The sequence below is a fragment of the Microvirga aerophila genome (assembly GCF_003332305.1).
GTDB lineage: Bacteria > Pseudomonadota > Alphaproteobacteria > Rhizobiales > Beijerinckiaceae > Microvirga > Microvirga aerophila.
Genome location: NZ_QOIO01000056.1, coordinates 1 through 23,692, shown reverse-complemented (window position 1 = coordinate 23,692; position 23,692 = coordinate 1). Strand labels below are relative to the sequence as shown.

At 61.0% G+C, this 23,692-nt stretch carries 25 protein-coding genes; 11 read left to right on the top strand and 14 right to left on the bottom strand.

The features are described 5' to 3' along the window. Positions 1-10 precede the first annotated feature (10 nt). The 4 genes from DRB19_RS23710 to DRB19_RS23695 all read left to right on the top strand — a co-directional run bounded on the left by DRB19_RS23710 (position 11) and on the right by DRB19_RS23695 (position 3,595). A complete protein-coding gene (locus DRB19_RS23710; RefSeq protein WP_245439777.1) occupies positions 11-439 on the top strand; it encodes a plastocyanin/azurin family copper-binding protein in 429 nt (142 codons plus the stop codon). A gap of 74 nt (positions 440-513) precedes the next feature. Beyond that, positions 514-1,224, top strand: coding sequence for an RNA polymerase sigma factor (locus tag DRB19_RS23705; RefSeq protein WP_114188490.1), 711 nt, complete (start codon positions 514-516; stop codon positions 1,222-1,224). Positions 1,225-1,265: 41 nt separating this feature from the next. Then, positions 1,266-1,742, top strand: a complete 477-nt coding sequence (locus DRB19_RS23700) for a DUF2231 domain-containing protein (RefSeq protein WP_114188489.1) — start codon at positions 1,266-1,268, stop codon at positions 1,740-1,742. Between the two features lie 5 nt (positions 1,743-1,747). Further along, positions 1,748-3,595 (top strand): glycoside hydrolase family 15 protein, encoded by a 1,848-nt coding sequence (locus DRB19_RS23695; protein WP_114188488.1) that lies wholly within the window; start codon positions 1,748-1,750, stop codon positions 3,593-3,595. Between the two features lie 688 nt (positions 3,596-4,283). On the opposite strand, the gene DRB19_RS23685 is transcribed toward DRB19_RS23695, so the two are convergent. From DRB19_RS23685 to DRB19_RS23655, 7 genes are all read right to left on the bottom strand, one after another. Then, positions 4,284-4,895 (bottom strand): alkylhydroperoxidase domain protein, encoded by a 612-nt coding sequence (locus tag DRB19_RS23685; RefSeq protein WP_114188487.1) that lies wholly within the window; start codon positions 4,893-4,895, stop codon positions 4,284-4,286. Positions 4,896-4,911: 16 nt separating this feature from the next. Next, a complete protein-coding gene (locus tag DRB19_RS23680; RefSeq protein WP_114188486.1) occupies positions 4,912-5,574 on the bottom strand; it encodes a CMD domain protein in 663 nt (220 codons plus the stop codon). A gap of 48 nt (positions 5,575-5,622) precedes the next feature. Further along, positions 5,623-6,669 (bottom strand): putative FMN-dependent luciferase-like monooxygenase, encoded by a 1,047-nt coding sequence (locus tag DRB19_RS23675; protein ID WP_114188485.1) that lies wholly within the window; start codon positions 6,667-6,669, stop codon positions 5,623-5,625. Further along, a complete protein-coding gene (locus DRB19_RS23670; protein WP_114188484.1) occupies positions 6,666-8,366 on the bottom strand; it encodes a dipeptide ABC transporter ATP-binding protein in 1,701 nt (566 codons plus the stop codon). Before DRB19_RS23670 ends, DRB19_RS23675 begins: the two co-directional genes overlap by 4 nt. Continuing rightward, positions 8,363-9,157 carry an ABC transporter permease gene (locus DRB19_RS23665; protein WP_245439775.1) on the bottom strand — a complete coding sequence of 265 codons (795 nt, stop codon included), beginning with the start codon at positions 9,155-9,157 and terminating at the stop codon, positions 8,363-8,365. Before DRB19_RS23665 ends, DRB19_RS23670 begins: the two co-directional genes overlap by 4 nt. 131 nt (positions 9,158-9,288) lie before the next feature. After that, entirely contained in the window at positions 9,289-10,233 is a 945-nt protein-coding gene (locus DRB19_RS23660; RefSeq protein ID WP_114188482.1) for an ABC transporter permease, read from the bottom strand. Between the two features lie 83 nt (positions 10,234-10,316). Then, positions 10,317-11,888, bottom strand: a complete 1,572-nt coding sequence (locus DRB19_RS23655; protein ID WP_114188481.1) for a TIGR04028 family ABC transporter substrate-binding protein — start codon at positions 11,886-11,888, stop codon at positions 10,317-10,319. A 518-nt stretch (positions 11,889-12,406) separates the two neighbouring features. On the opposite strand from DRB19_RS23655, the gene DRB19_RS23650 reads away from it, so the two are divergent. Beyond that, positions 12,407-12,874 carry an Lrp/AsnC family transcriptional regulator gene (locus DRB19_RS23650; protein WP_114188480.1) on the top strand — a complete coding sequence of 156 codons (468 nt, stop codon included), beginning with the start codon at positions 12,407-12,409 and terminating at the stop codon, positions 12,872-12,874. Positions 12,875-12,994: 120 nt separating this feature from the next. Here DRB19_RS23650 and uvrA read toward each other — a convergent pair whose 3' ends face one another. Next, on the bottom strand, positions 12,995-15,541 hold the full coding sequence (gene uvrA, locus DRB19_RS23645; protein ID WP_114188479.1) for an excinuclease ABC subunit UvrA: 2,547 nt from the start codon (positions 15,539-15,541) through the stop codon (positions 12,995-12,997). A gap of 244 nt (positions 15,542-15,785) precedes the next feature. Between uvrA and DRB19_RS23640 the strand changes: the two genes are divergently transcribed. The 3 genes from DRB19_RS23640 to DRB19_RS23625 all read left to right on the top strand — a co-directional run bounded on the left by DRB19_RS23640 (position 15,786) and on the right by DRB19_RS23625 (position 17,209). Continuing rightward, on the top strand, positions 15,786-16,079 hold the full coding sequence (locus DRB19_RS23640) for a hypothetical protein (protein WP_147022017.1): 294 nt from the start codon (positions 15,786-15,788) through the stop codon (positions 16,077-16,079). A gap of 474 nt (positions 16,080-16,553) precedes the next feature. After that, positions 16,554-16,865, top strand: a complete 312-nt coding sequence (locus DRB19_RS23630; protein ID WP_245439773.1) for a SemiSWEET family sugar transporter — start codon at positions 16,554-16,556, stop codon at positions 16,863-16,865. Positions 16,866-16,867: 2 nt separating this feature from the next. After that, positions 16,868-17,209: a SemiSWEET family sugar transporter gene (locus DRB19_RS23625; protein ID WP_114188475.1), complete on the top strand. Its 342-nt coding sequence runs from the start codon at positions 16,868-16,870 to the stop codon at positions 17,207-17,209. Positions 17,210-17,236: 27 nt separating this feature from the next. On the opposite strand, the gene DRB19_RS31950 is transcribed toward DRB19_RS23625, so the two are convergent. The 3 genes from DRB19_RS31950 to DRB19_RS23615 are packed head-to-tail and all read right to left on the bottom strand — an operon-like array spanning position 17,237 to position 17,811. Then, on the bottom strand, positions 17,237-17,371 hold the full coding sequence (locus DRB19_RS31950) for an MliC family protein (protein WP_114188474.1): 135 nt from the start codon (positions 17,369-17,371) through the stop codon (positions 17,237-17,239). 9 nt (positions 17,372-17,380) lie between these two features. Next, complete coding sequence (locus DRB19_RS30195; protein WP_162815828.1) at positions 17,381-17,536, bottom strand: hypothetical protein; 156 nt, start codon at positions 17,534-17,536, stop codon at positions 17,381-17,383. Positions 17,537-17,574: 38 nt separating this feature from the next. Further along, positions 17,575-17,811, bottom strand: a complete 237-nt coding sequence (locus DRB19_RS23615) for a BrnA antitoxin family protein (RefSeq protein ID WP_114188473.1) — start codon at positions 17,809-17,811, stop codon at positions 17,575-17,577. Between the two features lie 161 nt (positions 17,812-17,972). Here DRB19_RS23615 and DRB19_RS23610 point away from each other — a divergent pair, with 161 nt between their 5' ends. Then, positions 17,973-18,569 (top strand): hypothetical protein, encoded by a 597-nt coding sequence (locus DRB19_RS23610; protein ID WP_162815830.1) that lies wholly within the window; start codon positions 17,973-17,975, stop codon positions 18,567-18,569. Here the strand turns inward: DRB19_RS23610 and DRB19_RS23605 are convergent. Both DRB19_RS23605 and DRB19_RS23600 read right to left on the bottom strand, forming a co-directional pair. Continuing rightward, a complete protein-coding gene (locus DRB19_RS23605; RefSeq protein WP_114188472.1) occupies positions 18,541-18,981 on the bottom strand; it encodes a response regulator in 441 nt (146 codons plus the stop codon). The two genes, DRB19_RS23610 and DRB19_RS23605, sit on opposite strands and share 29 nt — an antisense overlap. Further along, a complete protein-coding gene (locus DRB19_RS23600; protein WP_114188471.1) occupies positions 18,978-20,456 on the bottom strand; it encodes a sensor histidine kinase in 1,479 nt (492 codons plus the stop codon). Before DRB19_RS23600 ends, DRB19_RS23605 begins: the two co-directional genes overlap by 4 nt. 72 nt (positions 20,457-20,528) lie before the next feature. Here DRB19_RS23600 and DRB19_RS23595 point away from each other — a divergent pair, with 72 nt between their 5' ends. Both DRB19_RS23595 and DRB19_RS23590 read left to right on the top strand, forming a co-directional pair. Continuing rightward, entirely contained in the window at positions 20,529-21,515 is a 987-nt protein-coding gene (locus DRB19_RS23595) for a sensor histidine kinase (protein ID WP_162815827.1), read from the top strand. Beyond that, on the top strand, positions 21,491-21,922 hold the full coding sequence (locus tag DRB19_RS23590; RefSeq protein WP_114188469.1) for a response regulator: 432 nt from the start codon (positions 21,491-21,493) through the stop codon (positions 21,920-21,922). Before DRB19_RS23595 ends, DRB19_RS23590 begins: the two co-directional genes overlap by 25 nt. Before the next feature lie 43 nt (positions 21,923-21,965). On the opposite strand, the gene DRB19_RS23585 is transcribed toward DRB19_RS23590, so the two are convergent. Then, entirely contained in the window at positions 21,966-23,594 is a 1,629-nt protein-coding gene (locus DRB19_RS23585; protein ID WP_114188468.1) for a sensor histidine kinase, read from the bottom strand. Positions 23,595-23,692 lie beyond the last annotated feature (98 nt).

Sequence of the window (23,692 nt, the reverse complement as noted above, 5' to 3'; positions counted from 1 at the left end):
CGAGATCAGGATGCAGGGCAACAATGACGGCTCGCACGTCTGGTTCAATCCCATTGGTCTTCACGTGCAACCCGGTCAGACCATCCGCTGCGTTAACCTGGATTCCGGCAACTCTCACACGGCCACGGCTTACCATCCAAGGAATTTCGAGCGCCCTCTCCGTATGCCAGAAGGGGCTGAGCCATGGAATTCGGACTACCCGTTACCGAACGAAACCTTCTCCGTCACGTTCGTCCAGGAAGGCATTTACGACTTCTTCTGCGTCCCGCACGAACATGCCGGCATGGTCGGCCGAATTGTCGTCGGCCGACCCGACAGGCTTCCCATGGACAACCCATTGAGGCAGCCAGTCATCGGGGAGCCAATTCCCGAAATCGCGCTCCAAGCCTTCCCATCCGTCGATGAGATCATGCGCCGAGGTATCGTGACACGGTCGTAGGCATCTGTCCGCTAGGGCAGCGGGAACCTTTTCCCCGATGCTTCATCTAATAAGGCAGAGACAGGAGCTTGGCCATGCAAACGGCGGCGGTCACGGCGGCATCGTTGGACATGCTCGATGATGGAGCCCTGGTGGAACGAGCCCGGAACCGGGACGCGGCCGCTGTCCAGCTCATTATGCAGAGACACAACCGCCGCCTCTACCGCGTTGCCCGCAGCGTCCTGAATGACGATAGCGAGGCGGAGGATGTGGTTCAGGAGGCCTATGTTCGCGCCTTCACGCATCTCGATGGTTTCCGAGGCGAGGCGCAGCTCTCGACCTGGCTCACGCGCATCGCGCTCAACGAGGCACTCGGTCGCCTCCGACGACGGCGCACTATGGTCGGATTGAAGGACATCGATGGAATCAACGATCAGGGAGCGTCCCGCGTGATCTACCTGCCGTCGTTAAGTCAGGACAGCGACCCTGAAGCGGCTGCGGCCCGGGCCGAAGTCCGGCGCCTGCTCGAGCGAGCGGTGGATCAATTGCCTGATCCGTTCCGCATGGTCTTCGTTCTCCGGGATATCGAGGAGATGAGTACTGAAGAGACAGCCATACATCTCGGCCTCCGGCCTGAGACTGTAAAGACGCGACTTCATCGCGCCCGGCGCCTCCTTCGGCAGTCCCTTGATAAAACCCTGTCATCTGCTGTGAGCGATGTCTTCCCCTGCGCCGGGACTCGCTGCGCCCGGATCACGGAAGCCGTGCTGGAGCGGATCAATCTGCTGGGCCAGCCAAAAAAATAACCAGTGCGGAATACCCCGCCAACTAAGGAATGGAGTACGCCATGCGAGCAGAAAACGCCGTCCGGACAGGGAATCCCCAAAGCACCGCAAAGATTGCTGGGCATCCGTTGCATCCGATGCTGATCCCATTTCCGGTTGCTTTCCTCGTAGGCACTCTCGTATGCGACCTGCTCTTCTGGAACACCGGCAACACCGCCTGGAGCGCGGCTTCCCTTTATCTGTTGGGGGCGGCTTTGATCATGGCGGCGCTCGCCGCCGTCGCCGGTCTGACCGATTTTCTCGGCGATCGGCGTATCCGCAGCCTGTCGGCCGCTTGGCACCACATGATTGGCAACGTGGTGGTAGTCCTTCTGTCATTGTGGAACTGGTATCGTCGCTATGAAGCCGGGGACGCTGCGGTATTACCGACCGGGCTTCTCATCTCGCTCGTCGTGGTTCTGCTGCTGCTGTATACAGGCTGGCGGGGGTGGGAGATGGTTTATCGCCACCGGGTCGCAGTGTCGGATCAGGGAAGCTGATCCGGATGCACGACGTCGCTTTCCGCGATGACCTTTCCGCTGTTGGACACATTGATCCTGAGATTGGCGACTATGGGATCATTGGTGACTGCCGTACCGCCGCTCTCGTGTCTCGCGCAGGCTCTATCGACTGGCTCTGCCTGCCGCATTTTTCCGGACCGAGCATCTTCGCCGCCCTCCTCGATCAAAACCGTGGCGGACGGTTTGTCATTGAGCCAACGCAGGAGTTTCAGTCGTCGCGGCGCTACTTGCCGGAAACCCCAGTCTTGGAAACCACGCTTCGGACCGCCTCCGGCGCAGTGCGCCTGACCGACCTGATGCCGATCGGGGACGTTGCGGACCATCTCGCCCCCACGCGCGAGATCCTTCGGATTGTGGAGGGCATCGATGGAGAGATGACAGTGAATGTGCGTTTCGAGCCGCGCCCGGACTACGGGCGGCAGAAGGTTCGTATCCGCTCCCGTGGCGCCCTTGGATGGTCCTGCGCCTGGGGCGACGAACTCTGCCTTCTGAGCTCGGACGCTCGCCTTGAGGTGGCGCCGGATGAAGCCGCGATTATCGGACAGGTTCGCATCAGAGCTGGCGAGCATGTTTACTTCTCGCTCGCCTACACGAAAGGCGACATCGGCGTTGTCGCCCCTTTAGGGGAGCACGCTCAGGCACGGCTCGAGGCAACCGTGCAATGGTGGAGGAATTGGACGTGCCGCTGCACCTATGAGGGTCCGTATAAGGAGGCAGTCCAGCGCAGCGCCATCACGCTGAAGCTGATGACCTTCGCTCTGTCAGGTGCGGTGGTCGCCGCCCCGACCACATCCCTTCCCGAAGCGATTGGGGCTGATCGCAACTGGGACTATCGCTATTGCTGGCTTCGAGACGCCGCCCTCACCATGAGGGCGTTCACAGGCCTGGGTTATCAGGATGAGGCTGGGTCATTCCTGCAATGGCTCCTTCAGGCCACACGCCTGACATGGCCCAAGCTCCAGATCATGTACGATGTCTATGGTCGAACAAACCTTGTGGAAAAGGAGCTCGCTCACCTGTCCGGCTACAGGAGATCCCGTCGTGTCCGGGTCGGCAATGGGGCCCACACGCAAATCCAGCTCGACGTCTATGGGGAGGTGGTATCAGCCGCCTACCACTTCGTCAGTAGCGGCGGACGGCTACAGGCCGACGAGCAGAAGCTGCTTGCAGGCTTCGGCGAGATGGTCTGCAAGCACTGGGGGGAACCTGACCAAGGCATTTGGGAAATCCGCGGAGCCAAGCGGCATTACACCTTCTCGAAGGTCATGTGCTGGGCAGCGCTCGACAGCCTGATCAAACTGCATGAGCAAGGATGTGTCCGGATCGACCTAGAGCGCTTGCAGCTGGAGCGCGACACCATCGCTCAGGCCATTGAAGCTCGCGGCTTCAGTGAAGCCCTAGACAGCTATGTTGCCGAGTTCGATGGCGACCGCCTGGACGCCGCGCTGCTGCTGATGGGTTGCTTAGGCTACAAGGATCCCGGCGACGCACACATGCGCGCTACCTTCGACAGGATACGCGAGCGCCTAGGATGCGATGGCCTCCTCTATCGCTATGAACAGGGAACAGACGGGATGGCGGCACCAGAAGGCGCCTTCGGAATTTGTAGCTTCTGGGCCGTCGACAACCTGGCGAAACGCGGGGACTTGACCGATGCCAGAGAAGCCTTTGAGCATATCCTTTCATTCGCCAACGACCTTGGTCTTTACGCAGAGGAGATCGATGTTGTGACCGGAAAGGCCCTCGGCAACTTTCCGCAAGCCTTCACCCATGTGGGCCTGATCAACGCTGCCATGGCGCTCGCCGACGCGCAATGGGGCTCATGCCGATGACCGCTTTGAGCCTGCCTCCGCTCTGGAGCATGATGATCTGGGGACTCGCGGCGACGGTTGCGATGACGACGATCCTTCAGGGCGCGCAGGGACTGGGCCTCTCCCGGCTCAGCTTGCCGTTTCTGGCTGGCACGTTCTTTACAGGCGACCGGCGCCGAGCTGTGATCATCGGCTTTGTGTTTTATGTCATAGGCGGGTGTGTGTTCGCCTTCCTGTACTTTGTCCTGTTTGCAAGCCTGGGGCTCTACACATGGTGGCTTGGCGCCGGAGTGGGCGTTTTACATGGGCTGTTTCTCCTCGTCTGCGGCCTGCCCCTCCTGCCCTACATCCATCCGCGGATGGCTTCGGAATATGACGGCGCATCGACGGCGCGGCAGCTTGAGCCCCCAGGATTTATCGGCTTGAACTATGGCCATCGGACGCCGCTGACCACCTTGGCGGGCTGTCTATGGGGCCGTATTGGGCGCGCTCCCGCAGGCCCAAGCCGCATTGGCTTAGGCATGAACGGATCCGACCGAGCATTGAGCTACAACGCAGCGCCAGTGTGCACCCGCGATCGCAAGGGTATCTCTTGGTCAATCCAGGTTGTGATTGCGGAAGGAACGGCGCGACCGTTACGAGCCACCCGATTTGCCGAGACAACCTTTTACAAACGACGTTTGAGGGAGATAGACTCCAAGTCTTGGGCTTACGCAAGCTTCGTCGGAGGTGTCGGCTCGCCCAGTGATAGCATCAGCCGGTTCGCCCAATTGAAGAAGGCTGCGCCGTTGATAACGTCAACGATCTCCAGGTCATCGAGCCCCGCTGCACGCAAGGCCTCTATCTCTGCGTCGCCGAAGGCGACTGGGGTTGCAGTCAGCGCCACGGAGGCGGCTATGATCGCGTTCCAGCGGGGGTCGATGTCCGTATCAGTACCCTGATCGAGGAGACGCTGGACGTCGTCCTTGCGCTTGGAGTACTGACTGGCGAACCGGGAATGGACGGAGGCGCAGAAGATGCAGCCGTTGTATCGAGAGGCTGCGGTCGCCGCGATTTCGCGCTCGGCTCGCGGCAAGCCGTTGCTCGTGTTGTAAAAGATGTCTTTGTCCGTTTTGGTCCTCGCTTGAAGAATGTCCGGATCACGCGCAAGCAACATGAAATACGGTGACTTCGCGCGCGAGGCGTCAACCAGCCCTGCCCAATGTCTCTCCGTCAATTGGTCTGCGGGGTACGGCTCGAGCCAAGGCAGCCAGCCGAGTTCCTCCTGAGTGAAGGCAACAGGCTCCCGATTGCCCGGGTAGGACAAAGTCGTCTGGGTCATATTCGAACCTTCCTTCTCAAACGCGGCCAGAGGCCAAAACGCCTGTAAATACGGCCGTGCGGGGGACATCGACTGGTGCTTCGGATGCGGAGGACAAGGTACGCAGTCCCGCGACTACACGGATCTGGAACGCCAAGAATGATATTAACTGCGAGAGGGTGACGATGCCGGTTGTCGACCACCCGGCATTGAGTAGCGTCTGAAGGGCAGCAGGACTTGCATCGCGGGGATGGAAAACAAGGAGATGTGCATGTTCGAGCGCAGCAATCAGCTTGCGCCCGAGCACCTGCTGGTTTTCAGGCGCGACCTGATAGCCAGGCCCAGCCACATCCTCAACGGATAGAGGTCCGTCTGGATACCGGCCATAAGGTCCCCGCGTGCTGCCGCGAGAGATCTCCGTCACAATCGCATCCGAAATGCGGCGCTCGGCAAGCCTGTGCAGGCCGGCAGCATAGAACTCGGCCACCGCGGGCTGCCGATGAAGGCCGGCCACGAAGTTTGCGACGGCAAATCGTTCCACCGTGGTAAGGTCGCCGGGGACTTCAGGCTCGAAGAGCGCGAGGTAGCTCTTCTGCGCATTCTCCCGCGCTTGGGCCCGTTGATTGCGTATGTCGTACAGAGGTGATGCTGGCTCGATGCCGGCCAGAAGATCGATGACGTCCGGTGGTGCTGCACTCATGGTTTGCTCACATTGCGGATGGATTGAAGAAGTTGGGTTCAAAGGGGCTCAGCGCACGAGGGCGACGCGCCTCTCCACCTGGGGTTCCAGCTTACGCCAGCCAAGAGCTGGCGCCACTTCAGTAGCGATCAGTTCGATCGACCGCAGGATGTAGGAATGGGGCGGGTCGACCGAATGCACTTGGAAGACGATGTCTGTCGCGCGCTCAAGCGTCGTGTCCGCCTCAAGGGACCGGATGACGTCGTCTGGCGTGCCCACATGGGTATCGAGGGCAGTGATGATCTCAGGCAGGCTGTCACCCGGAACTGCATGCCCCTTGGCGATAAAACCATCGATGACGCCGCGCAGTCCCTTCTCGGCAAGATGCAGCGCTTCTTTGCGGGTGTCAGCCACGAAGACCGAACGCGACGCCACGATCCGCGGCTCCCTCCCCTCGGGAAGCGCGTCGAGGTAAGCATCGATGATCGGATGCTGGATCTCGGCAAGAGCGGCCTGCGGGGCCTCCTTCGTCCGGGGCTGCGTACGCGACAGCATGAGTCCGTCGCCCGCCTTGCCGGCGCGAATGCCGCCCCATGTGGAGAAGGTTGCCTGCCAGACGCGGTCGTTCAGGTGCGAAGCGGACGGGTAGAGCGCGTCGCCGCCCTCGAGTGGGTGACCAGCCCAGGCATTTCGAACAGTCGCGAGATGCCGATCGTAAATATCCGACCGGTTCGCGCTGTCCAACCCAAAGGCAGCGAACGACGAGGGTGTGCCACCTGTCCCGATACCGACTTCGAGGCGTCCTCCCGACAGAAGGTCAAGAACCGCTGCATCTTCGGCGACCCGAACCGGGTTTTCGAGCGGCAACGTGATGATGCCGGTGCCGAGCCGGATCTTAGACGTGCGCGCCGCGACATGGGCCAGGAAGACGAGAGGAGACGGTAGGCCGCCCTCCGCCTCGCGGAAATGGAGCTGTGCAACCCATGCAGAATCGAAGCCATAGGACTCAGCGTGGATAATCTGTTCGGTGGCGAGCCGGTAGCGCTCCGCCGCGTTCGCTTCGTCAAGAAGGCGGGTGAAGAACCCGAGGCGCTTAGGCTGTGAGAATTCTGTCATTGGCCGGTCCCGACAAAATGATTTGAAGTATTCATCATGGGTAGGTTCCGCTGCCCGGCGATCGCGCCGATGAGCTCTCGCGTGTAGGGGCTGCCAGGGCGCAGGAAGACGTCTTCCACGGTGCCGCTATCAACTTGGCGTCCATTGTATAGGACGGATACCGTATCGGAGATCTGCCGAACCACAGCGAGATCGTGAGAGATGAAGAGATAAGTGAGACCGAGCGCCTGCTGGAGTTCATCGAGGAGTCCTAGGATCTGGGCCTGCACCGTGACATCGAGAGCAGACACCGCCTCATCCAGCACCAGTACCTGGGGTTCGAGGACCAGGGCGCGGGCGAGAGCGACACGCTGCCTTTGCCCTCCCGACAGGGTACGAGGCCTTCGGGTCAGAACCGATTGCGGCAGCCTCACCCGGTCAAGGATGGCATGAATTTTTCTCGCCCGCTCCTCCCGCGGCAAAGGATCGAAGTTGAGAAGCGGTTCCTCGATGATCTGATAGATGGTCTGAAGCGGATCGAGTGAGGCGAAGGGGTTCTGATAGACGAGCTGGATCGTGCGGCGGAATTGGCGCAGGGCTTCACCTCGTAGAGTGGTGACATCGACCCCATCGACCAGGATCCTCCCTGAGGTCGGTTTCTGGAAGCCAACGACGCTCCGTGCGGTCGTCGTCTTTCCCGATCCAGATTCACCCACGACGGCGTGGGTCGTCCCGCGCGCCACCTTGAATGAAATTCCATCGACTGCCCTGAAAGCTCCGCGCCGCCCACGGTCAAGGGGAAAATCCTGGACGAGATCCTCGACCACGATGGCATGCCCACCCTCGGGCGCCGGTCGAGGCCCGGCTCGTTTCACGCGCTGCGCCTTGGCGAGCGATGGCGCATCCGCCAGAAGCTTGCGTGTGTAATCGCTACGCGGAGACGCCAGGATTTCCGCAGTCGGCCCCTGCTCCTGAACCCTTCCGCCCTTCAGGACGACAAGATGGTCCGCACGGTCCGCTGCCACGCCGAGATCGTGCGTTACGAGAAGAACTGCTGTGCCGTACTCCTCGCGCAATCCGTCGATGAGATCGAGGATTCGCTGCTGCACCGTCACATCGAGGGCGCTGGTCGGCTCGTCAGCGATGATCAAGGCCGGACGCATAGCGACTGCGATCGCAATGAGAACGCGTTGGCGCATGCCACCCGACAATTCATGAGGATATTGCCGGGCGCGCAGTTCCGGCTGCGAAAGGCCGACGCGGGCGAGAAGGTCGATGACGCCCGCCTCGATCTCCGCGCGGGTGCCCCGCCTGTGGATCTGGAACACCTCGGCCACCTGCGTACCTATGGTCTTCACCGGATTGAGCGAGCCGGTCGGATCCTGCGGGATCAGGCTGATCTTGCTGCCGCGGATCGTATCGAGCCGCTTCTCCGACCAACCGGCGATGTCGGTGCCGTTGAGCCGGATAGCGCCGGACTCCAAGCGACCGTTCTCAGCCAGGAGCCCAATGACTGCCTGTGCCGTTGTGGTCTTGCCGGAGCCAGATTCGCCGACGAGAGCCACGATCTCGCCGGGGCGGACCTGGAGCGAAACGTTGTGAACGACGCGTTGAAAATCATTATTGCTTCGATAGGAAACCGCGAGATTGTTGATCTCCAGGACAGGCAGGTCCGCGTTTGCGGCTGAAGCCGGATGAGGAGCGGTGGCCGTGCTCATGTCCTGTCCTTTCCAAACGACTGGTTGATGCGGTTCGCCGATAGGACGACAAGGATAACGACGACGCCAGGAACAGTCGTCAGCCACCACGCACGGGCGATATAGTTGCGTCCCTCGGCAATCAGCAGGCCCCATTCCGGCGTGGGTGGAGGAGCGCCGTATCCAAGAAAGCCGAGTGTCGAGATCGCCAGGATAGCGGAGCCGAACTGCAGAGCCGCCAGCGCAACCACAGAGGTCAGGGAGTTCGGAAGGATGTGCCGCAGCAGGACGCGGACGAAGGTTCCGCCACTGCCGAACGCAGCCTCGACGTAATCGCTTGCCCGCACCCTCACTACCTCGGATCTGGCAAGACGCGCGAAGCTGGCGATGGAGGTGACGCCAACCGCGATGGCGGCGTTGACGGTGCCGAAACCGAGCAGGATTACTATGCTCAGCGACAGGAGCAGCTGCGGAATCGACAGTAACACATCTACGATTCGCATGATGGCACCATCCACCCTGCCCCGCGCGGATCCAGCGAGCAAGCCGAGCGTCGTTCCGATGACGAGGCCGACGCCGACCGCCACGAAAGCTCCAGAGAGCGAATTGGCAGCACCGTAGATGACGCGTGCCAGGAGATCGCGGCCCAGCGCATCCGTCCCAAGCCAGTGTTCGGCACTTGGGGCGCGAAGCTGCTGCCGCGCCACGCCCACCGTTCCGCTGTAGCTCGTGAACAGCGCCGGAAAAAGCGCCCACATGACGACAATTGCCATCACGAACCACGATGCCGCCAGCCCGATTGGAAAACGCATGACGGCGGTCAGCCACCGAGCGACTGGCAGTCCTCTGTCGTTCGGGTGAGTTCCGACACCATAGCGCGATGTACTTTCTAAAAGACCTGCATCGCTTGGCACGAGGCTACGACTAGCTGTGTTGATGCTGGTCATGCGACAGCCCCTTCCCTGGACCGGAGGCGAGGATCGAAGACGGGGTAGAGAAGATCCACCACGAGGTTAATGAGCACGAAGGCAGCTGCCGAGAAGACAACGAGAGCCTGAAGTACGGCGATATCCTGATGGCCGACGGAACGCTGTGTGAGCCCACCGATCCCGTTCAGACCGAAGACAGCCTCTGTGACGACAGCGCCTGCCAAAAGTTCACCGAAGAGAATGCCTCCGATGGTCATGGTGGGCAGCAGCGCGTTCTTGGCCACGTGCTTCCACAACACCCAGCTCCGCGATGCGCCCTTGGCTCGGGCGACAGCCACGAAAGGTTCCGTCATCACGTTGTCAATGTTGCGCATCAGCACCTGTGCCAGCGGCGCAGAAATCGGGATAGCGAGCGTTAGAACTGGAAGGACGAAGCCTTCCCAAGGCCCCGGACTGATGACAGGAACCAGCTTGAGCTGAAACGAGAAGATCTGGATCAGCAGGATTCCAAGCCAGAACACCGGCGTGGCCACGAAGAGTGACGGAAGCGATTGGATGCTGGAGCGCAGCCAGGAAAGTGGCAGCAGCGCCGATGCGACCGAGAGTGAAATGGCGACGACGAGCGCCAGGAGGAATCCGAGGGTTGCCAGCCAGAGAGTGGATGGCAGGCTGGCGAGCAGAAGGTCTCCGACCGGTACACCGGCTTGGACGGAATAGCCGAAGTCGCCGGACAAGAAGTTTGAGACGGTGTGCAGATATTGCGCCCAGAGCGGAATATCTGCACCATACGAAGCGCGGATCTCTGCGATCTGCTCCGGCCCGAGACCTAATTCTGGGTTCAGGAACTTGATGAGAATTGCATCGCCTGGCAACGCCTGCAACAGGATGAACGAGGCTGTGAAGGCAGCCCAGAGAACGATCACTGCCTGTCCGATCCTGCCAATCACATAGCGGGACATGGGAAACCTGCCTGAATAAAAGGATTTGTGGGACGATGGCCGGATGCCTGCTTTCGTGGGCATCCGGCCGTATGGATCGCTGGTTACCGGCGGGGCGTAAGCCAGACGCTGTAGAAGCTCGGTCGTCCCACAGCCTCAAAAGCGACACCTTTCACGTATGGAGCGGCGGCGAAAGCTTGCGGCTCCTCGAAGATCGGAATGGCGTAGGCTTGATCAATCACGTAGTTCTGAACATCGCCTGCAACGGCGAGGCGCTTTGTGCGATCCGGCTCGGAAGCCAGTTTGTCCAAGAGAGCGTTCAGCCTCTCATCAACGAAGGTTTTCACCTTATCGCTGTTGCCGCCCTTTTGCAGTAGAACATTGCGGTTGGTAGGATAGTACTGGCTCTTGATCACGTCCGGATCGGCGCGGCCGACCATCGCCGGTGAAACCGCCGCCTTGGCAGGATCGAAATTGTTCACTGTTGCGCTGCCCGAGTCGGCCGTGAGCACATTGAGCTTCACGCCGATCTTGCCCCATTGCTGCGATACCAGCTGAAGGGTCTCCTTGTTCTGCGGCTGCGGCAGGGACTCGTAAGCAGTCAGCTCCAAGGTCAGGCCATCCTTCTGGCGCAGGCCGTTCGGGCCGGCTTTCCAGCCCGCATCGTCGAGCAAACCCTTGGCCTTGTCGAGATTGTACGAAAGCTTTGCCGACAGATCGATGTAGCCGAGAGCCGTCTGCGCGATGATCGAGGTGGCCTTCGGATAATTGGTGGAGAACAGCGTCGAAACGATCTCGTCCGTATTGGTTGCATGCAGCAGGGCTCGACGTACCTGGACATCGGCCACCAGCGGATTGTCGGGCCGGAAGACGACGCTGTTGTTCACCCCGCGAGTGGACGGCGCATAGATCCGGTAACCTTCGTCCTCGACCTGCTTCTCATCATAGGCCTGGATCTGGCGAATGACGTCAGCCTGCCCGGCTAGAAGCGCGCCGATGCGGACGCTGTCCTCGGGAGTGATGATATACTTGATCTCGTCGAGATAGGCACGGCCCTGATGCTCGAGCTTGGCGGGTCCCCAGTTATAGTCAGCCCGTGCCTTCAAGGCGAGTTCCCGTCCAAGTGTTTCGCTTGCGACAACGAATGGCCCGGAACCGATGATTTTCGTGGCGTCGCCCAAAGCCTCATAAGGCAGCGCCAGGGTTGCGAGAGATACCAACCCGGAGCCGATCACCGACGTGCCTTGCAGGAATCCGGGTGAAGGCCTCTTGAAATAGAACTTCACCGTGTGGGAATCCACGACCTCGCTGCGATCGTAGTTGTTGATCACCTCGGAGATCGGAAGCTTCAACTCCTTGTTGCCGCGTCCGAACGTATCGTAGTTCTTGACGACGACCGCGGCATCGAGAGGCGTTCCGTCGGAGAAGGTAACGCCTTTACGAATCTTGAACGTATATTCCGTCGCGTCAGGGTTTACCGTCCACGACTCGGCGATCCATGGCTCGATCTCAAGCGTCTTCGGGTTTTGGTAGGTCAGCTTATCGGTGATCTGGTTGAGGATGCCGCCATTTGGATAGAAGCCGCCTGCGGGTGGATAGAGATTCGTATGAGCCTGTTGCTCGAGATAGATCAGCGTGCCGCCTTTGACTGGAGCCTCGCCGGATCCTGTCGCCATCGCGGCGCTTCCCCATCCAAGGGAGCCCGCCAGAAAAGCGGTGCTGGCCAGTGTGGCGAAGTGGGCTCTGCTTCCGAAGCCAATATTGAGCGACACGATTGTTCCCCTGCGTAGACGGCTAGATAGCCGGAAATGACAGGGGAATTATCCAGAGATCGTTCTAAAACAGCAACGGGAACGTTCTTTTTTTAGAACGAGAGACGCGAGCATATCCTTCTATCCAGACCGGTAAATATAGAAAAATCGTTCTTTCGACTACGAGATTGACTGAATCAACACGTACAGCTCAACACCATGCCGCGATTTCGTTCTTTTAGAAGAACAACACTAGGCCCTGTCCAGCAGACCTTCCGAAGACTGCACTTCGTTACCGACCCTTGATAGTCACTATTGACGTCACTTGGCGGCAATCTAGAATAAATTTCTCTTAAGTTGTCGATCTGGCATCGGCAGGGCAATTTAATTCGCCTGATGGGCGCATATCAGCATAAATTAACCACTTTGGAGCGCATCACGCGATGGATGCCACGGACATTAAGATTCTCGCGCTGCTGCAGGAAGACGCAAGTATTTCGATTGCGGAACTGGCTCAGAGGATAAACCTGTCCCAGACTCCCTGCTGGAAGAGAGTTCAGCGTCTAGAGGCGACAGGCGTTATCCAAAAGCGCGTTGCCTTGGTTGACCCCGAGAAAGTTGGTCTCGGCCTGACAGTGTTTGTGTCCATCGAAACTGCGGATCATTCGGGCCAGTGGCTGCAGCGTTTTGCCGAACTGGTGTCCGCTATGCCAGAGGTCATGGAGTTTTATCGTATGGCCGGCGACGTAGACTACATGCTGCGTGTCGTCGTGTCTGACATGGCCTCCTATGACGGCTTCTACAAGCGGCTGATTGAAGCGATCCCGCTCAAGAATGTGACGTCCCGCTTTGCCATGCAGCGGGTGAAATCGACGACGGCATATGTTTTGACGCCACCCGTCGCGCGTTGACTGCAGCGCAGATCGTCGTAATCTGCGAGTCGTCCCTCGGATGCTGACCTGAATGGCCCATTGCGGGACAAGCCACAAGTACGCCCGCCAGCCGCCCGTCATCGCCAACGTTAAACCGCATCAAGCGAGGATGCGCGCCAAATAGGGGGCCGTGCGGCTACCTAGGGCCTTCGCCACCTCGTCTGGTGGACCGGACGCAACCACCTTCCCGCCCTCGTCGCCCGCCCCCGGACCGATATCCATCACCCAGTCGCTTCTTGCCGCGACACGCATGTCATGCTCGACCACAATGACCGTATTCCCGGCCTCGACCAATCCATTGAGCTGGACCACAAGCCTTTCGACGTCAGCCGGATGAAGTCCAGTGGTCGGCTCGTCAAGAACATAGAGCGTATCGCCACGCTGAATTCTTTGCAGTTCGGTGGCCAGCTTGATGCGCTGCGCCTCGCCGCCGGACAGCTCGGTCGCGGGCTGGCCGAGCCGTAGATAACCTAGACCCACCTCGCGCACGATCGTTAGAGAGCGATGCACGTGCGGCTCGTCTGCGAAGAACTCCCAGGCGGCATCGACCGTCATTCCCAAGACATCGGCGATGGATTTGTCGCGATATCTGACCTTGAGAGTATCAGCATTGTATCGGGCCCCGTGACAGGTCGGACAAGGCGCATAAACGCTCGGCAGGAAGAGGAGTTCGACCATTACGAACCCCTCGCCCTCACAGTTTGGGCAGCGGCCCTTGGCAACGTTGAAGGAGAAGCGCCCGGCATCGTAGCGGCGTGCGCGTGCCTGTCTGGTCGCGGCAAACAGCTTACGGATGTGATCGAAAAGGCCTGTATAGGTTGCGAGGTTTGAGCGCGGCGTGCGCCCGATCGGCCTCTGATCTACCCTGACCAAGCGCTTGATCCCCTCGATTCCGCCGACAATCCGGCCGTCGCTCGCAGCGCCCCTCACCCGCTCGAGCTCCTCGCTCTCGTCCTCGTCCGTAGGAATGTCATGCCCGAGATGTTCCGCTACCAGTTCCACCAGGGCTTGGCTGACCAAGCTTGACTTTCCGGAGCCCGATACTCCCGTCACCGTGGTGAACACACCCAGTGGAAACGCCACATCGAGTTCGTGCAGGTTGTTGCGCGTAACACCGGCAAGGCGCAGCCAGCCCTTGGGCAGGCGCGGCGTCCGGCGCGCTGTGACGCTTTCGTCGAACAGAAAACGTCTGGTCTGCGAGGCCTCCACCTGCTTGAGCCCTTCGGGCGGGCCGCTATAGAGCACGAAGCCGCCCTGCTCGCCCGCGCCGGGACCCACATCGACGATCCAGTCGGCCTGACGGATCACGTCAAGATTGTGCTCGACCACGAACTGCGAATTCCCGGACGCCTTCAGCTGCCCGAGCGCATTCAGCAGGGCCTCCGTATCGGCGGGGTGAAGCCCGGCCGAGGGCTCGTCGAGCACATAGACCACGCCGAACAGGTTGGAGCGCACCTGCGTAGCGAGCCGCAGCCGTTGAAGCTCGCCGGGCGAAAGCGTCGGGGTGCTGCGTTCGATGGCAAGATAGCCAAGCCCGAGGTCGATCATAACGTTGAGCCGGGCGACGAGATCCTCGGCGATGCGTTGCGCGACGACTGCCTTTTCCGGATAGTCCGCTTCGATCCTCGCCATGCTGGAAGCTGTGCCATCCGCATAAGGGCGGAAAATGTCAGAGAGACGGGCCAGCGGCAGGCTGGAAATATCGGCGATGTCCAGCCCAGCGAATTTCACGGACAGAGACTCGGGACGAAGGCGCTTGCCGTGACAAAGCGGACATTCGGTGCTCACCATGTACTGCGACACCCGTCGCTTCATCAGCGGGCTCTGCGTATTGGCGAAGGTGTGCAGCACGTGGCGCTTGGCGCTCGTGAAGGTCCCCTGATAGGCCGGCTCTTCCTTGCGCTTGAGCGCGCGCCGAACCTCCTGCTGCGTATATCCCGGATAAACCGGGACGGTCGGCTGCTCGTCCGTGAAGAGCAGCCAGTTGCGGTCCTTCTTGGGCAGATCCTTCCAGGGACGATCGACGTCGAAGCCGAGCGTGGTGGCGATATCGCGCAGGTTCTGTCCATGCCAGGCGGTCGGCCATGCAGCAATGGCCCGCTCGCGAATGGTCAGCGAGTCGTCAGGCACCATCGATTGCTCGGTGACCTCATAAACCCGGCCGAGGCCATGGCACCGGGGGCAGGCCCCCTCCGGGGTATTGGGCGAGAACGACTCGGCGTAGAGGATCGCCTGGCCGCGCGGATAGTCTCCGGCCCGGGAATAGAGCATGCGCAAGAGGTTGGATAAGGTCGTGACGCTTCCCACCGAGGAGCGCGTGGTCGGCGATCCGCGCTGCTGCTGAAGCGCGACGGCCGGCGGCAAACCGTCAATGTCGTCCACATCGGGAACGGGCATCTGATGGAACAGGCGCCTCGCATAGGGCGAGACCGATTCCAGGTATCGCCGCTGCGCCTCCGCGTACAGGGTGCCAAAGGCCAGCGAAGACTTTCCGGAGCCGGACACCCCCGTAAAGACCACCAAGGCATCGCGCGGCACCTCAAGATCAATGCTCTTGAGGTTGTGCTCCCGTGCGCCCCGCACACGAACGAATCCGATCTGTTCCTGCACAGAGCTCTGTGACCGCGGCTTCATGTTTCTTGGCATCGGGTGGCTCGGTGAGACGTCGAACCCACAAAGATCTAGGGCAACTCGAAGCCTCTGCCAGAAGAAATTCCTTCGAGCGGCGCCCGGCACAGTCCCCAGGAGCCGTGGAAGTGCCAAGGTCGGATCTGGCATTCAAGCAACCGTTGCCGGCGGGCCCTGAGCAGGGGCGCTCGATAATGAGTTGGAAGGAACGCGGACCGGCGGCGGGCGTTGATCCGCAGCCTTCATAGGCAAAATGGGGAACATGATGCTCAACAGGTTCCAAGTCTTCACGATCATGACGTTCGTTGCGGTAAACGAGGCCCTCGCTCAAGCTACGCCGCCCGCCACGCCAGGCTCACCCGCCGCACCTGCCGCACCCGCGACGACTGATGATGGAGCCCCTTGGCTTTGGATCATCATTGGTCTTGCGCTCCTTGCTGCCATAGTCTGGTACTTCATGCGCGGACGGTCACGGACGACGACCACAGGCCCGTCGACCACTTCCGGCACGTCAACGAGCCGCACCAACGTGTACGACAAGGACGACCGCAAGTAGCGGGGCTCGATTGGCCTCATGACGTTTCGTTTCGAGGCCAAGTCGCACATTCATGGTTGGCGCGGTTCGTCTAGGGCTGCCGACGCGGGCATTGTCACCTGGGGCTCCCCGCCGCGGGTCGGAGGATTTGTGGCCCGCCTGGACGACCTACGCTGCATCCAGCCCTGCCAAGCCGCCCTCACCTCCTGCCGCAGACCAGGCCGAGTTCTAGGCAGTGTGCGCCAGATCAGCAGCGTACAGGCTTTGCCAAGACCTAGAACGATGGCCATGCCATAGATGAAGACCACACGTGAAAAGTTTTCATCCATCTCGCCAAAAACTCCATGCTGTCCGTCCGACCGGATCATTCTGCGGAAGCAACCTACTTTGATGGGTCTCTCCAACTGACCTTCGTAGACTGGACCTCGTCCCGTCGCCGGGGCGGCCCCCTGTTTCAATACCACTCACCCCTGGAACCCCTCGCCTCTCCGTCTGTTGAAGTCGTTCATCGTGGTGGAAAATTTTAACATGCAAACGTGGTGGCTAACGGTGCTGGGCCTGGCGGCGGGACTGTGCACCAGTTTAAGTTTCGTGCCGCAAGTGCTTAAGGCATGGCGCGAGGGCGACACCGAGGCGATCTCCAAGCGCATGTACGTGGCCTCGCTGATCGCCTACGGTCTTTGGATCATCCACGGTCTGATGATCGCCAGCACGCCGGTCATCCTGTTCAACGCCGTCAACGTGGTCTTCGCCGGCATCATCCTTGCGCTGAAGCTGCGCAGCTCCAGATCCGCAGAGGCGCGCTAACCATGCAGGCGACACTTCCCACTTTGATCGGCGTCGCAGCGGGCTGCATCGGCCTCTACAGCTTCATGCCGCAGGTTGTGAAATGCTGCCGGACCGGCGACACGGCCGCGATCTCCCTCCGCATGTTCGCGGTGCGCACGTTCGGCCTCCTGCTCTGGACGGCCTATGGCTTCGCCATCGGCAGCTTGCCTGTTCTTATATTCAGCGCCCTTGGTCTGGTGCTGAGTTCGATAATCCTTGTCCTGAAGGTCCGTGGGGCGCGCGCGCAGCCCGCGATCGAGGATTGCTGTCAAGGTTCTCTACAGCAAAAGGGTGCGACCGCGGCGGAACCCATAACTGGCTGAGGTTCAGCCGATAGTCGGAGGCGTCACTCAGCTGCCTGTCCTGCACGTTGTCGATTTTCCGGCTCGGGTCAGGGTCGCACCGTCCCCTTTGATCCAGAACTCCACGTCTCCTTGCGTGTAGCGACCTCCATCCGCCGAGATCGCTTGCGGGAGCGTCGTCATCGACGAGGGTTAGGCATAGACCAGCTTGACCGAGCCCATAGAGCTTCCCGCAGGAGAAAATGTCGCCTGAAGCGATGTGCCGTCCGCACAGGTGTAGGAAACAGGTTTAGGATCTTGGGCAACTGCCCCTGCGGTGCCAAACGACAGAAGAAGTGCGGTCACCATCGTTTTGCTTCAGACAGAAGGGTTCATCGGAAAAGCCCTTACTTGCCAACCGCTTTCCGCAGGGCTGCATTGATGCGGTCCTGCCATCCCCGGCCATCTTGCTGGAAATGCTCAAGGACATCCTGGTCAATCCGCAGGGTGACTGTCTCCTTCACTCCTGGAATGGATGATGTCTTGGGAGGCCCCTCAACCGGCTTGGTAGTCGCGCTCTTGAATGCAGCCTCGGCAGCCTTCAAGGGGTCTGTAGGCCGGCGGCTGCCTGGTGATCTGGACATCCGTCCCTCCGTTATAGGCATTTCCTTTGAAGCGATCTCCTACAAGTATGCTCACGTGATACGGAAGTGGAAGTGCTTTCTGGACGCCAACGGCCTTTAGGATGAAGGGCTTCCTCATAGACCCAGGCAAGGCAATGTCAGAGTGCTTGAAAAACGGCGGTATGCGGCACAGGAGCCGCTGGAGGACGTTCGTGTGGGGCGCCGCAGCGCTCCTCTTGCTGCTGCCGTTGTTCGCGATGCAAGTCACCGATCAAGTGGACTGGGATGTAGCCGATTTTGCAATCTTCGGCGCGATGCTGGTCGGCGCTGGTGGCACATACGAGTTTGCGGCGAGGAAGATAGGCGATCCCGCGTACCGGGTCGCCGTTGGCGTCGCGCTCGCGGCGGCCTTTGTCCTCGTCTGGATGAACCTTGCCCTTGGCATCATCGGGGCCGAGGATAACCCTGCCAACATGTTGTATGGTGGAGTGCTCGCTGTCGGGATCATCGGTTCCATCATCGCACGATTCCAGGCACGCGGAATGGCGCGCGCGATGGTCACCACGGCGCTTGCTCAAGTGTTCGTCGCCATGATCGCGGTGACCGCAGGGTTGGGCTTTGCGGGGCCGGACGGGCTAGGACAAATCTTGATCCTGACCAGCTTTTTCACGGCGCTCTGGCTCGTATCCGCCTGGTTGTTCCGGAGAGCGGCGCGGGTGGGGCGACCTTTCCCACGTCGGTCTCACACCCCTACTGAATCACCCGAACGGGCTCGTTAAGCCCTAACCAGTAGGAATCGATCTGCTCGACCATGCGCAACAACTCCTCGGGACGCGCCGGCTTCACCAAGTACGAGTTCGCGCCAAGGTCATAGGCGCGCTGAAGATCGATACTCTCCCGCGAAGAGGTCAGAATGATCACGGGAGTCCGCCGGAGGACCGAGTGCGCCTTGATCCACTCCAGCACCTCGAAACCAGAGCGCCGGGGAAGCTTGAGATCCAGAAGAACCACCGCCGGGCGCTGGTGGTTCGGCGCACTGACGACCTCACCGAGGAATGCCACCGCATCGTCGCCGTCTACCGCGAACCGGAGGGGCGTCTCCACCTTCGCCTTTCGGAAGGCCCGGGCGAGCAGGTCCCGGTCATCAGGATTGTCCTCGACGATCAGGATCACGTCATCCGAAGGGTTCATTCCGCCTTCTCCTTCCGCGCTGCCCTAAGCTCGATCCAGAAACGGCTCCCCTCTCCTGGCTCGGAGATCACGCCGCTATGGCCGCCCATGCGCTCGACGCTCCTACGAACGATGGCAAGGCCGATGCCGGTTCCCGGGTAGGTCTCCACGCCATGAAGACGCTGGAAGGGCTGGAACACGCGCTCCTGATGAGCCGGATCGATACCTATGCCATTGTCCTCGACCCAAAGCCGCACCTGTCCGCCCCTCTCCTCGGCCCTGATGTTGACCCTGGGCGCCAGACCGGTGGGGACGAACTTGATGGCGTTCGACAGCAGATTGGTGGCCGCTTGAGTGAGCGTGGGTGGATGAGCCATGACTTCGGGTAACGGACGTTCCACCGCCACCGTCGCCCTTGTGTCTCGAATGAGAGGCTCGGCGTCCGCGATCACCCGGTCGATTATGCTCTCCAGAGCCACTGGGCGCACACTCACCTCCTCCCGGGCCAGCCGGCTGTAGGAGAGAATGTCCTTGATCAGGTCTTCCTTTCGCCGGGCGGCGGAAATGATGCGATCCGCAAAGCGATGCCCCTCCTCCGGCAGGAGCTGGCCATAATCCTCCATGAGCGCATCGGCGTAACCGTGCATGGCCCGCAGGGGCGCCCTCAGATCATGGGAGATCGTGTAGGCGAACGCATCGAGCTCCTGGTTGACCTGGGTGAGCTGGGCGGTGCGCTCCTCCACCTGCCCCTCGAGGTTGCGCCGAAAGCCCCGCTCCGCGTCGAGCAGCCGGGCGTTCGCGCGCTGACGCGCAATCCAGACCACGCCGAGAATGGCGCTGACAAGCGCCAAGGCCCCGGTCAAAGCGGCAACACGGCTGGTCCAGGCCGCCTGTTGCTCCAGGAGCTGGGTACGGGACACCATGATGTCCTGCTCGGCACGCTCGAATGCACCGATGGCAGCGTCGATCTCCTCCATCAGCCTCTGCCCGACATCCGTCCGGACCACCGCCAAGGCCTTCTCGAAGCTCTCCTCTCGGAGCTCGACCGTGCTAGCGAGCTCGTCCAGCTTGGCCTCGATAAGGGGGCGCAGATGACCGAGGCGGCTCACCTGCCCGGGCTCCTGGACACTGCGCTCCAATTGCCTGAAGCTGTCCCAGACCCGTCCGATCGCCTGCTCGTAGGGAGCAAGGTAGCGCCGCTCCCCCGTCAGGAGGTAGCCTCTTTGGCCGGTCTCGGCGGCTCGAACGTCTACGTGCAACTGGGCCACCTCGCGGAGGATAAAACTCGCACGTAGAACAAAGGACCGTGTCTCGGAAAGGCTTGAGAGAAACACGTTCAACGTGATCGCGCTTGCGACCAATAGCGCACCGGCGACCACGAATGCGACCGGGCCCAGAAGCGGCCCAAAACGGGAGGATCCGGCCGCGACAGGGTCACCCGGGGGTGGTGTCCCGGCGGCTGCTCCCGCGTTATGGCTCGCAGCAGACAGGATCAACCGGGCTTCCTGTTCGTTGCCTTTGTAGCCTCGCGCACCACTTCATCCATCCGTTCTTGCCTCAATGGTCCCATGCGCATTCTCTTTGTCGACGACGATCCCGATACCCGTGTGCTGGCAATTCGGGCGGTTGCCCAGGAGTTCCCCGATGCGGACTTCCAGGAGGCGCCCGATCTAGCCACGCTCGATGACGTCCTACGGGAACGGGCGCCCGACATCCTGGTGTCTGATTTCGACCTTCGTTGGTCGGACGGGCTTGCTGTTTTCGACCGGGTCAAGGCAAGCAATCCCTTGTGCTGCACGGTCATGTTCACCGGCACGGGCAACGAGGAGCTAGCGGTTCGGGCCCTCAAGCGTGGCTTTGACGACTACGTGGTCAAGGGCGCCACGCAGCTTCGCCGGCTCGCCATGGCGGTTCGCTCGGCCTACGATCGCAGGCGGCAACTGCTTGAGCTGGGCGAGAGCCGTGACCTAGTTCTCAAGGAGCTGTACCATCGGCTGCACAACAACCTCCAGATCGTGATCAGCCTGTTGCGGATGACCGAGAAGGCGACCTCGAACGGGACCGACCGGGAGCAACTCGCGGATCTCGGGCGACGCATCCAGGCGCTGAGCGCTCTCCAGGAGGAGTTCTACCGCTCGGAGGACTTTCGTCGAGTAGACTTTGCGGCATTCATCGAGCGCCTAGCCGGAAGCCTGACCGGCCTGACGGGGGGACGAGTTCGACTTGCTCCTCAGCTGGAAACGATGGAGCTGCCGGTTGACTTGGCAGTGCCGTTCGGGCTCATTGCCAATGAAATTCTCACTGTTGCCCTCAAGCATGCCTTCCCGGACGGTCGCACCGGGTACCTGTCGGTAGCGCTCGAAAGAAAGGCGGATCGAGCGGTGCTGACCATCGCGGACGATGGAGCCGGATACCCAGGAGACCTGGACCTGTCCGCGGCAGCATCCAGCCTTGGCATGCGCGTGATCCGACGGTTGGCGGACCAGGTCGAGGGTGAGGTGTCGTTTGAACGTGGTGAAGCAGGAGCGATATGTCGGATCAGCGTTCCAGTTTGAACGGGAGGCTGCGTGTTCTCGTCGTCGAGGACGAGGCTCTCGTGGCTGACTACGTCGCCGACGTGGTCGAGGAAGCCGGCCATGAGGTGGCAGGCTTTGCCGCGACCGGCGAGAAGGCGCTTGAGTACCTTGTGCAGGATCGGGTCGACCTTGCCATCCTAGACATCAAGCTGAAGGGCAGCATGAGCGGGATTGAGGTTGCCCACAAAGCCCGCGACTGCGCAATCCCGCATGTATACATATCGGGTTCAGGCGACCCATCGACACGCCAAGCTGCCGATGCAACGGGACCGCTCGCTTTTCTTCAAAAGCCGTTCAACAAGCAAACCCTGGTTTCCGTCCTCAAGACCGCCGTGGAGCGTGAAGCGACGTCCGCGCCAGCCTCCACCCCCGGCTCAGAGGCCTAAAAGGACTGATGAAGCCGCATCGAGCTGGGGAGCTTACCCTGGACTAGGCCGCCTGCTGACCGGCGGGTCCGATCGGAATCGACATCGTGCAGCAAGCTCCCTCCCGCTCGAACCGCATGTCGAGATGTCCGGCGAGTTCCCTGGTGATTGTCTGCCGCAAAAGGCGTGAGCCGAAGCCCGGGCTCGGCTGCCCCTCAAGCACCGGCCCGTCCAACTCGCACCAGTCGACTGTCAGAAGGGCGCTGTCGTTCCACCCATCAATCGTCCAGCCAACCTGCACCTTGCCTGATGGCGTTGACAGGGCTCCGTATTTGACCGCGTTGGTGGCGAGTTCATGAAAGGCCATGCCCAGGACCACTGCCGGTTTCGGCGCAAGCTGCACGTCCGGCCCGCCGATCCTGATCCGCGACGGAGTCATCATGTAGGGCCCGAGTTCGGTCTCCAGGATGGTTCTGAGGGAAGCCCCCTCCCAATGCGTTTCGTTGAGAAGGTTGTGTGTGCGTGACAGCGCCAGCAGACGCTCCTGGAATCGTTGCTGCGCCACTTGAGGCGTTGCGCCGGAACGGTTGGCCTGCCAAGCCAGCGACTGCACCGTTGCGAGCGTGTTCTTCACCCGATGGTTCAGTTCGTCGACGAGCAGCTTCTGACGCCGATCGGCCTCCCGACGTTCCGTAATGTCTTCCACCACGCGCACGGCATAGAGAAAGCCTCCGTATGCATCCAGCAGGGCTGTACTGGTGATGCGGGCCCAGCCGCCGTTGCCGTCCTTGCGCGTGAACTGGCTCTCGGTGGTGTAGGTGTCCAGTTCGCCCGCAACCTGCCGCGCGAAGAGTTCGAGGTCATGGTTCAAGCTGGCGGCATGGGTCGCATGAGCGAAATGCTGTCCGATCAACTCCTCGCGCGTATGGCCTGTCAGCTGGCAGCGGGCTTCGTTGACCGAGATGAAACGGCCGTCCCGATCCACTTCGGCAATGCCCACTGCGGCATTATCGTGGGTAGCTCGAAGACTGGCCTCGCTTGTTCGTAGGGCTGCTTCACGCTCACAAAGCACCGTCGAAGCCGACGCGAGCGCGCTGCCGACGCGGTCTATCTCCGCCAGACCGCTTGCAGGGACGGTGATCGGCTCGCCGCGCCCGAGGCGTTGCGCTAAGGTGACCAGCCCTTCGGCGGAAGACGCAATGCCGCGGCCGACCCGCCACGCCAACATGGTTCCAAGGAAGAGAAGGAAGCCTCCTGCCCCTGCAAGATACAGGGCGGAGCGCCAAGGGGCAGCCGCGATTTCCGACTGCGGCACCGCGACAATGGTCGACCATCCCGAGCCGGGGGAGCGGGATAGGGCCAGAACGGTCGAGATGCCGTCTAGGGAGACGCTCTCGAAAACACCTTCACGTACCCCGGCCCGGATCCGTTCTTTGCTGTCCGGAGTCGCCGGCTTGCCCACGAAGCGATCGGCATCCCGGCTTCTTGCGACCAAGACCCCGTTGCGGTCGACAATCGCGCCAATCCAGACAGGCGGCAGTCCCTGGTCCGCCAAAATTCGGCTTACCGTACTGGCCAGCATGTTGACGGTGACGAAAAGCTCGGACCCGTCTTTGGCGGTCACGAGGGAGTCGACGCTGACGGTCGGCTGCCTCGCCATGATACCGGTGTACAGATTGCTGATCCTGATCATCCCAGGGGCTAGACTCAGGACCTATTAATTTAGATTGAGGTGTGATTCAGAGCCTCCTGTCGAGGAGGCTCCGAATGGGTGATCTGTTTTTGCTCAGT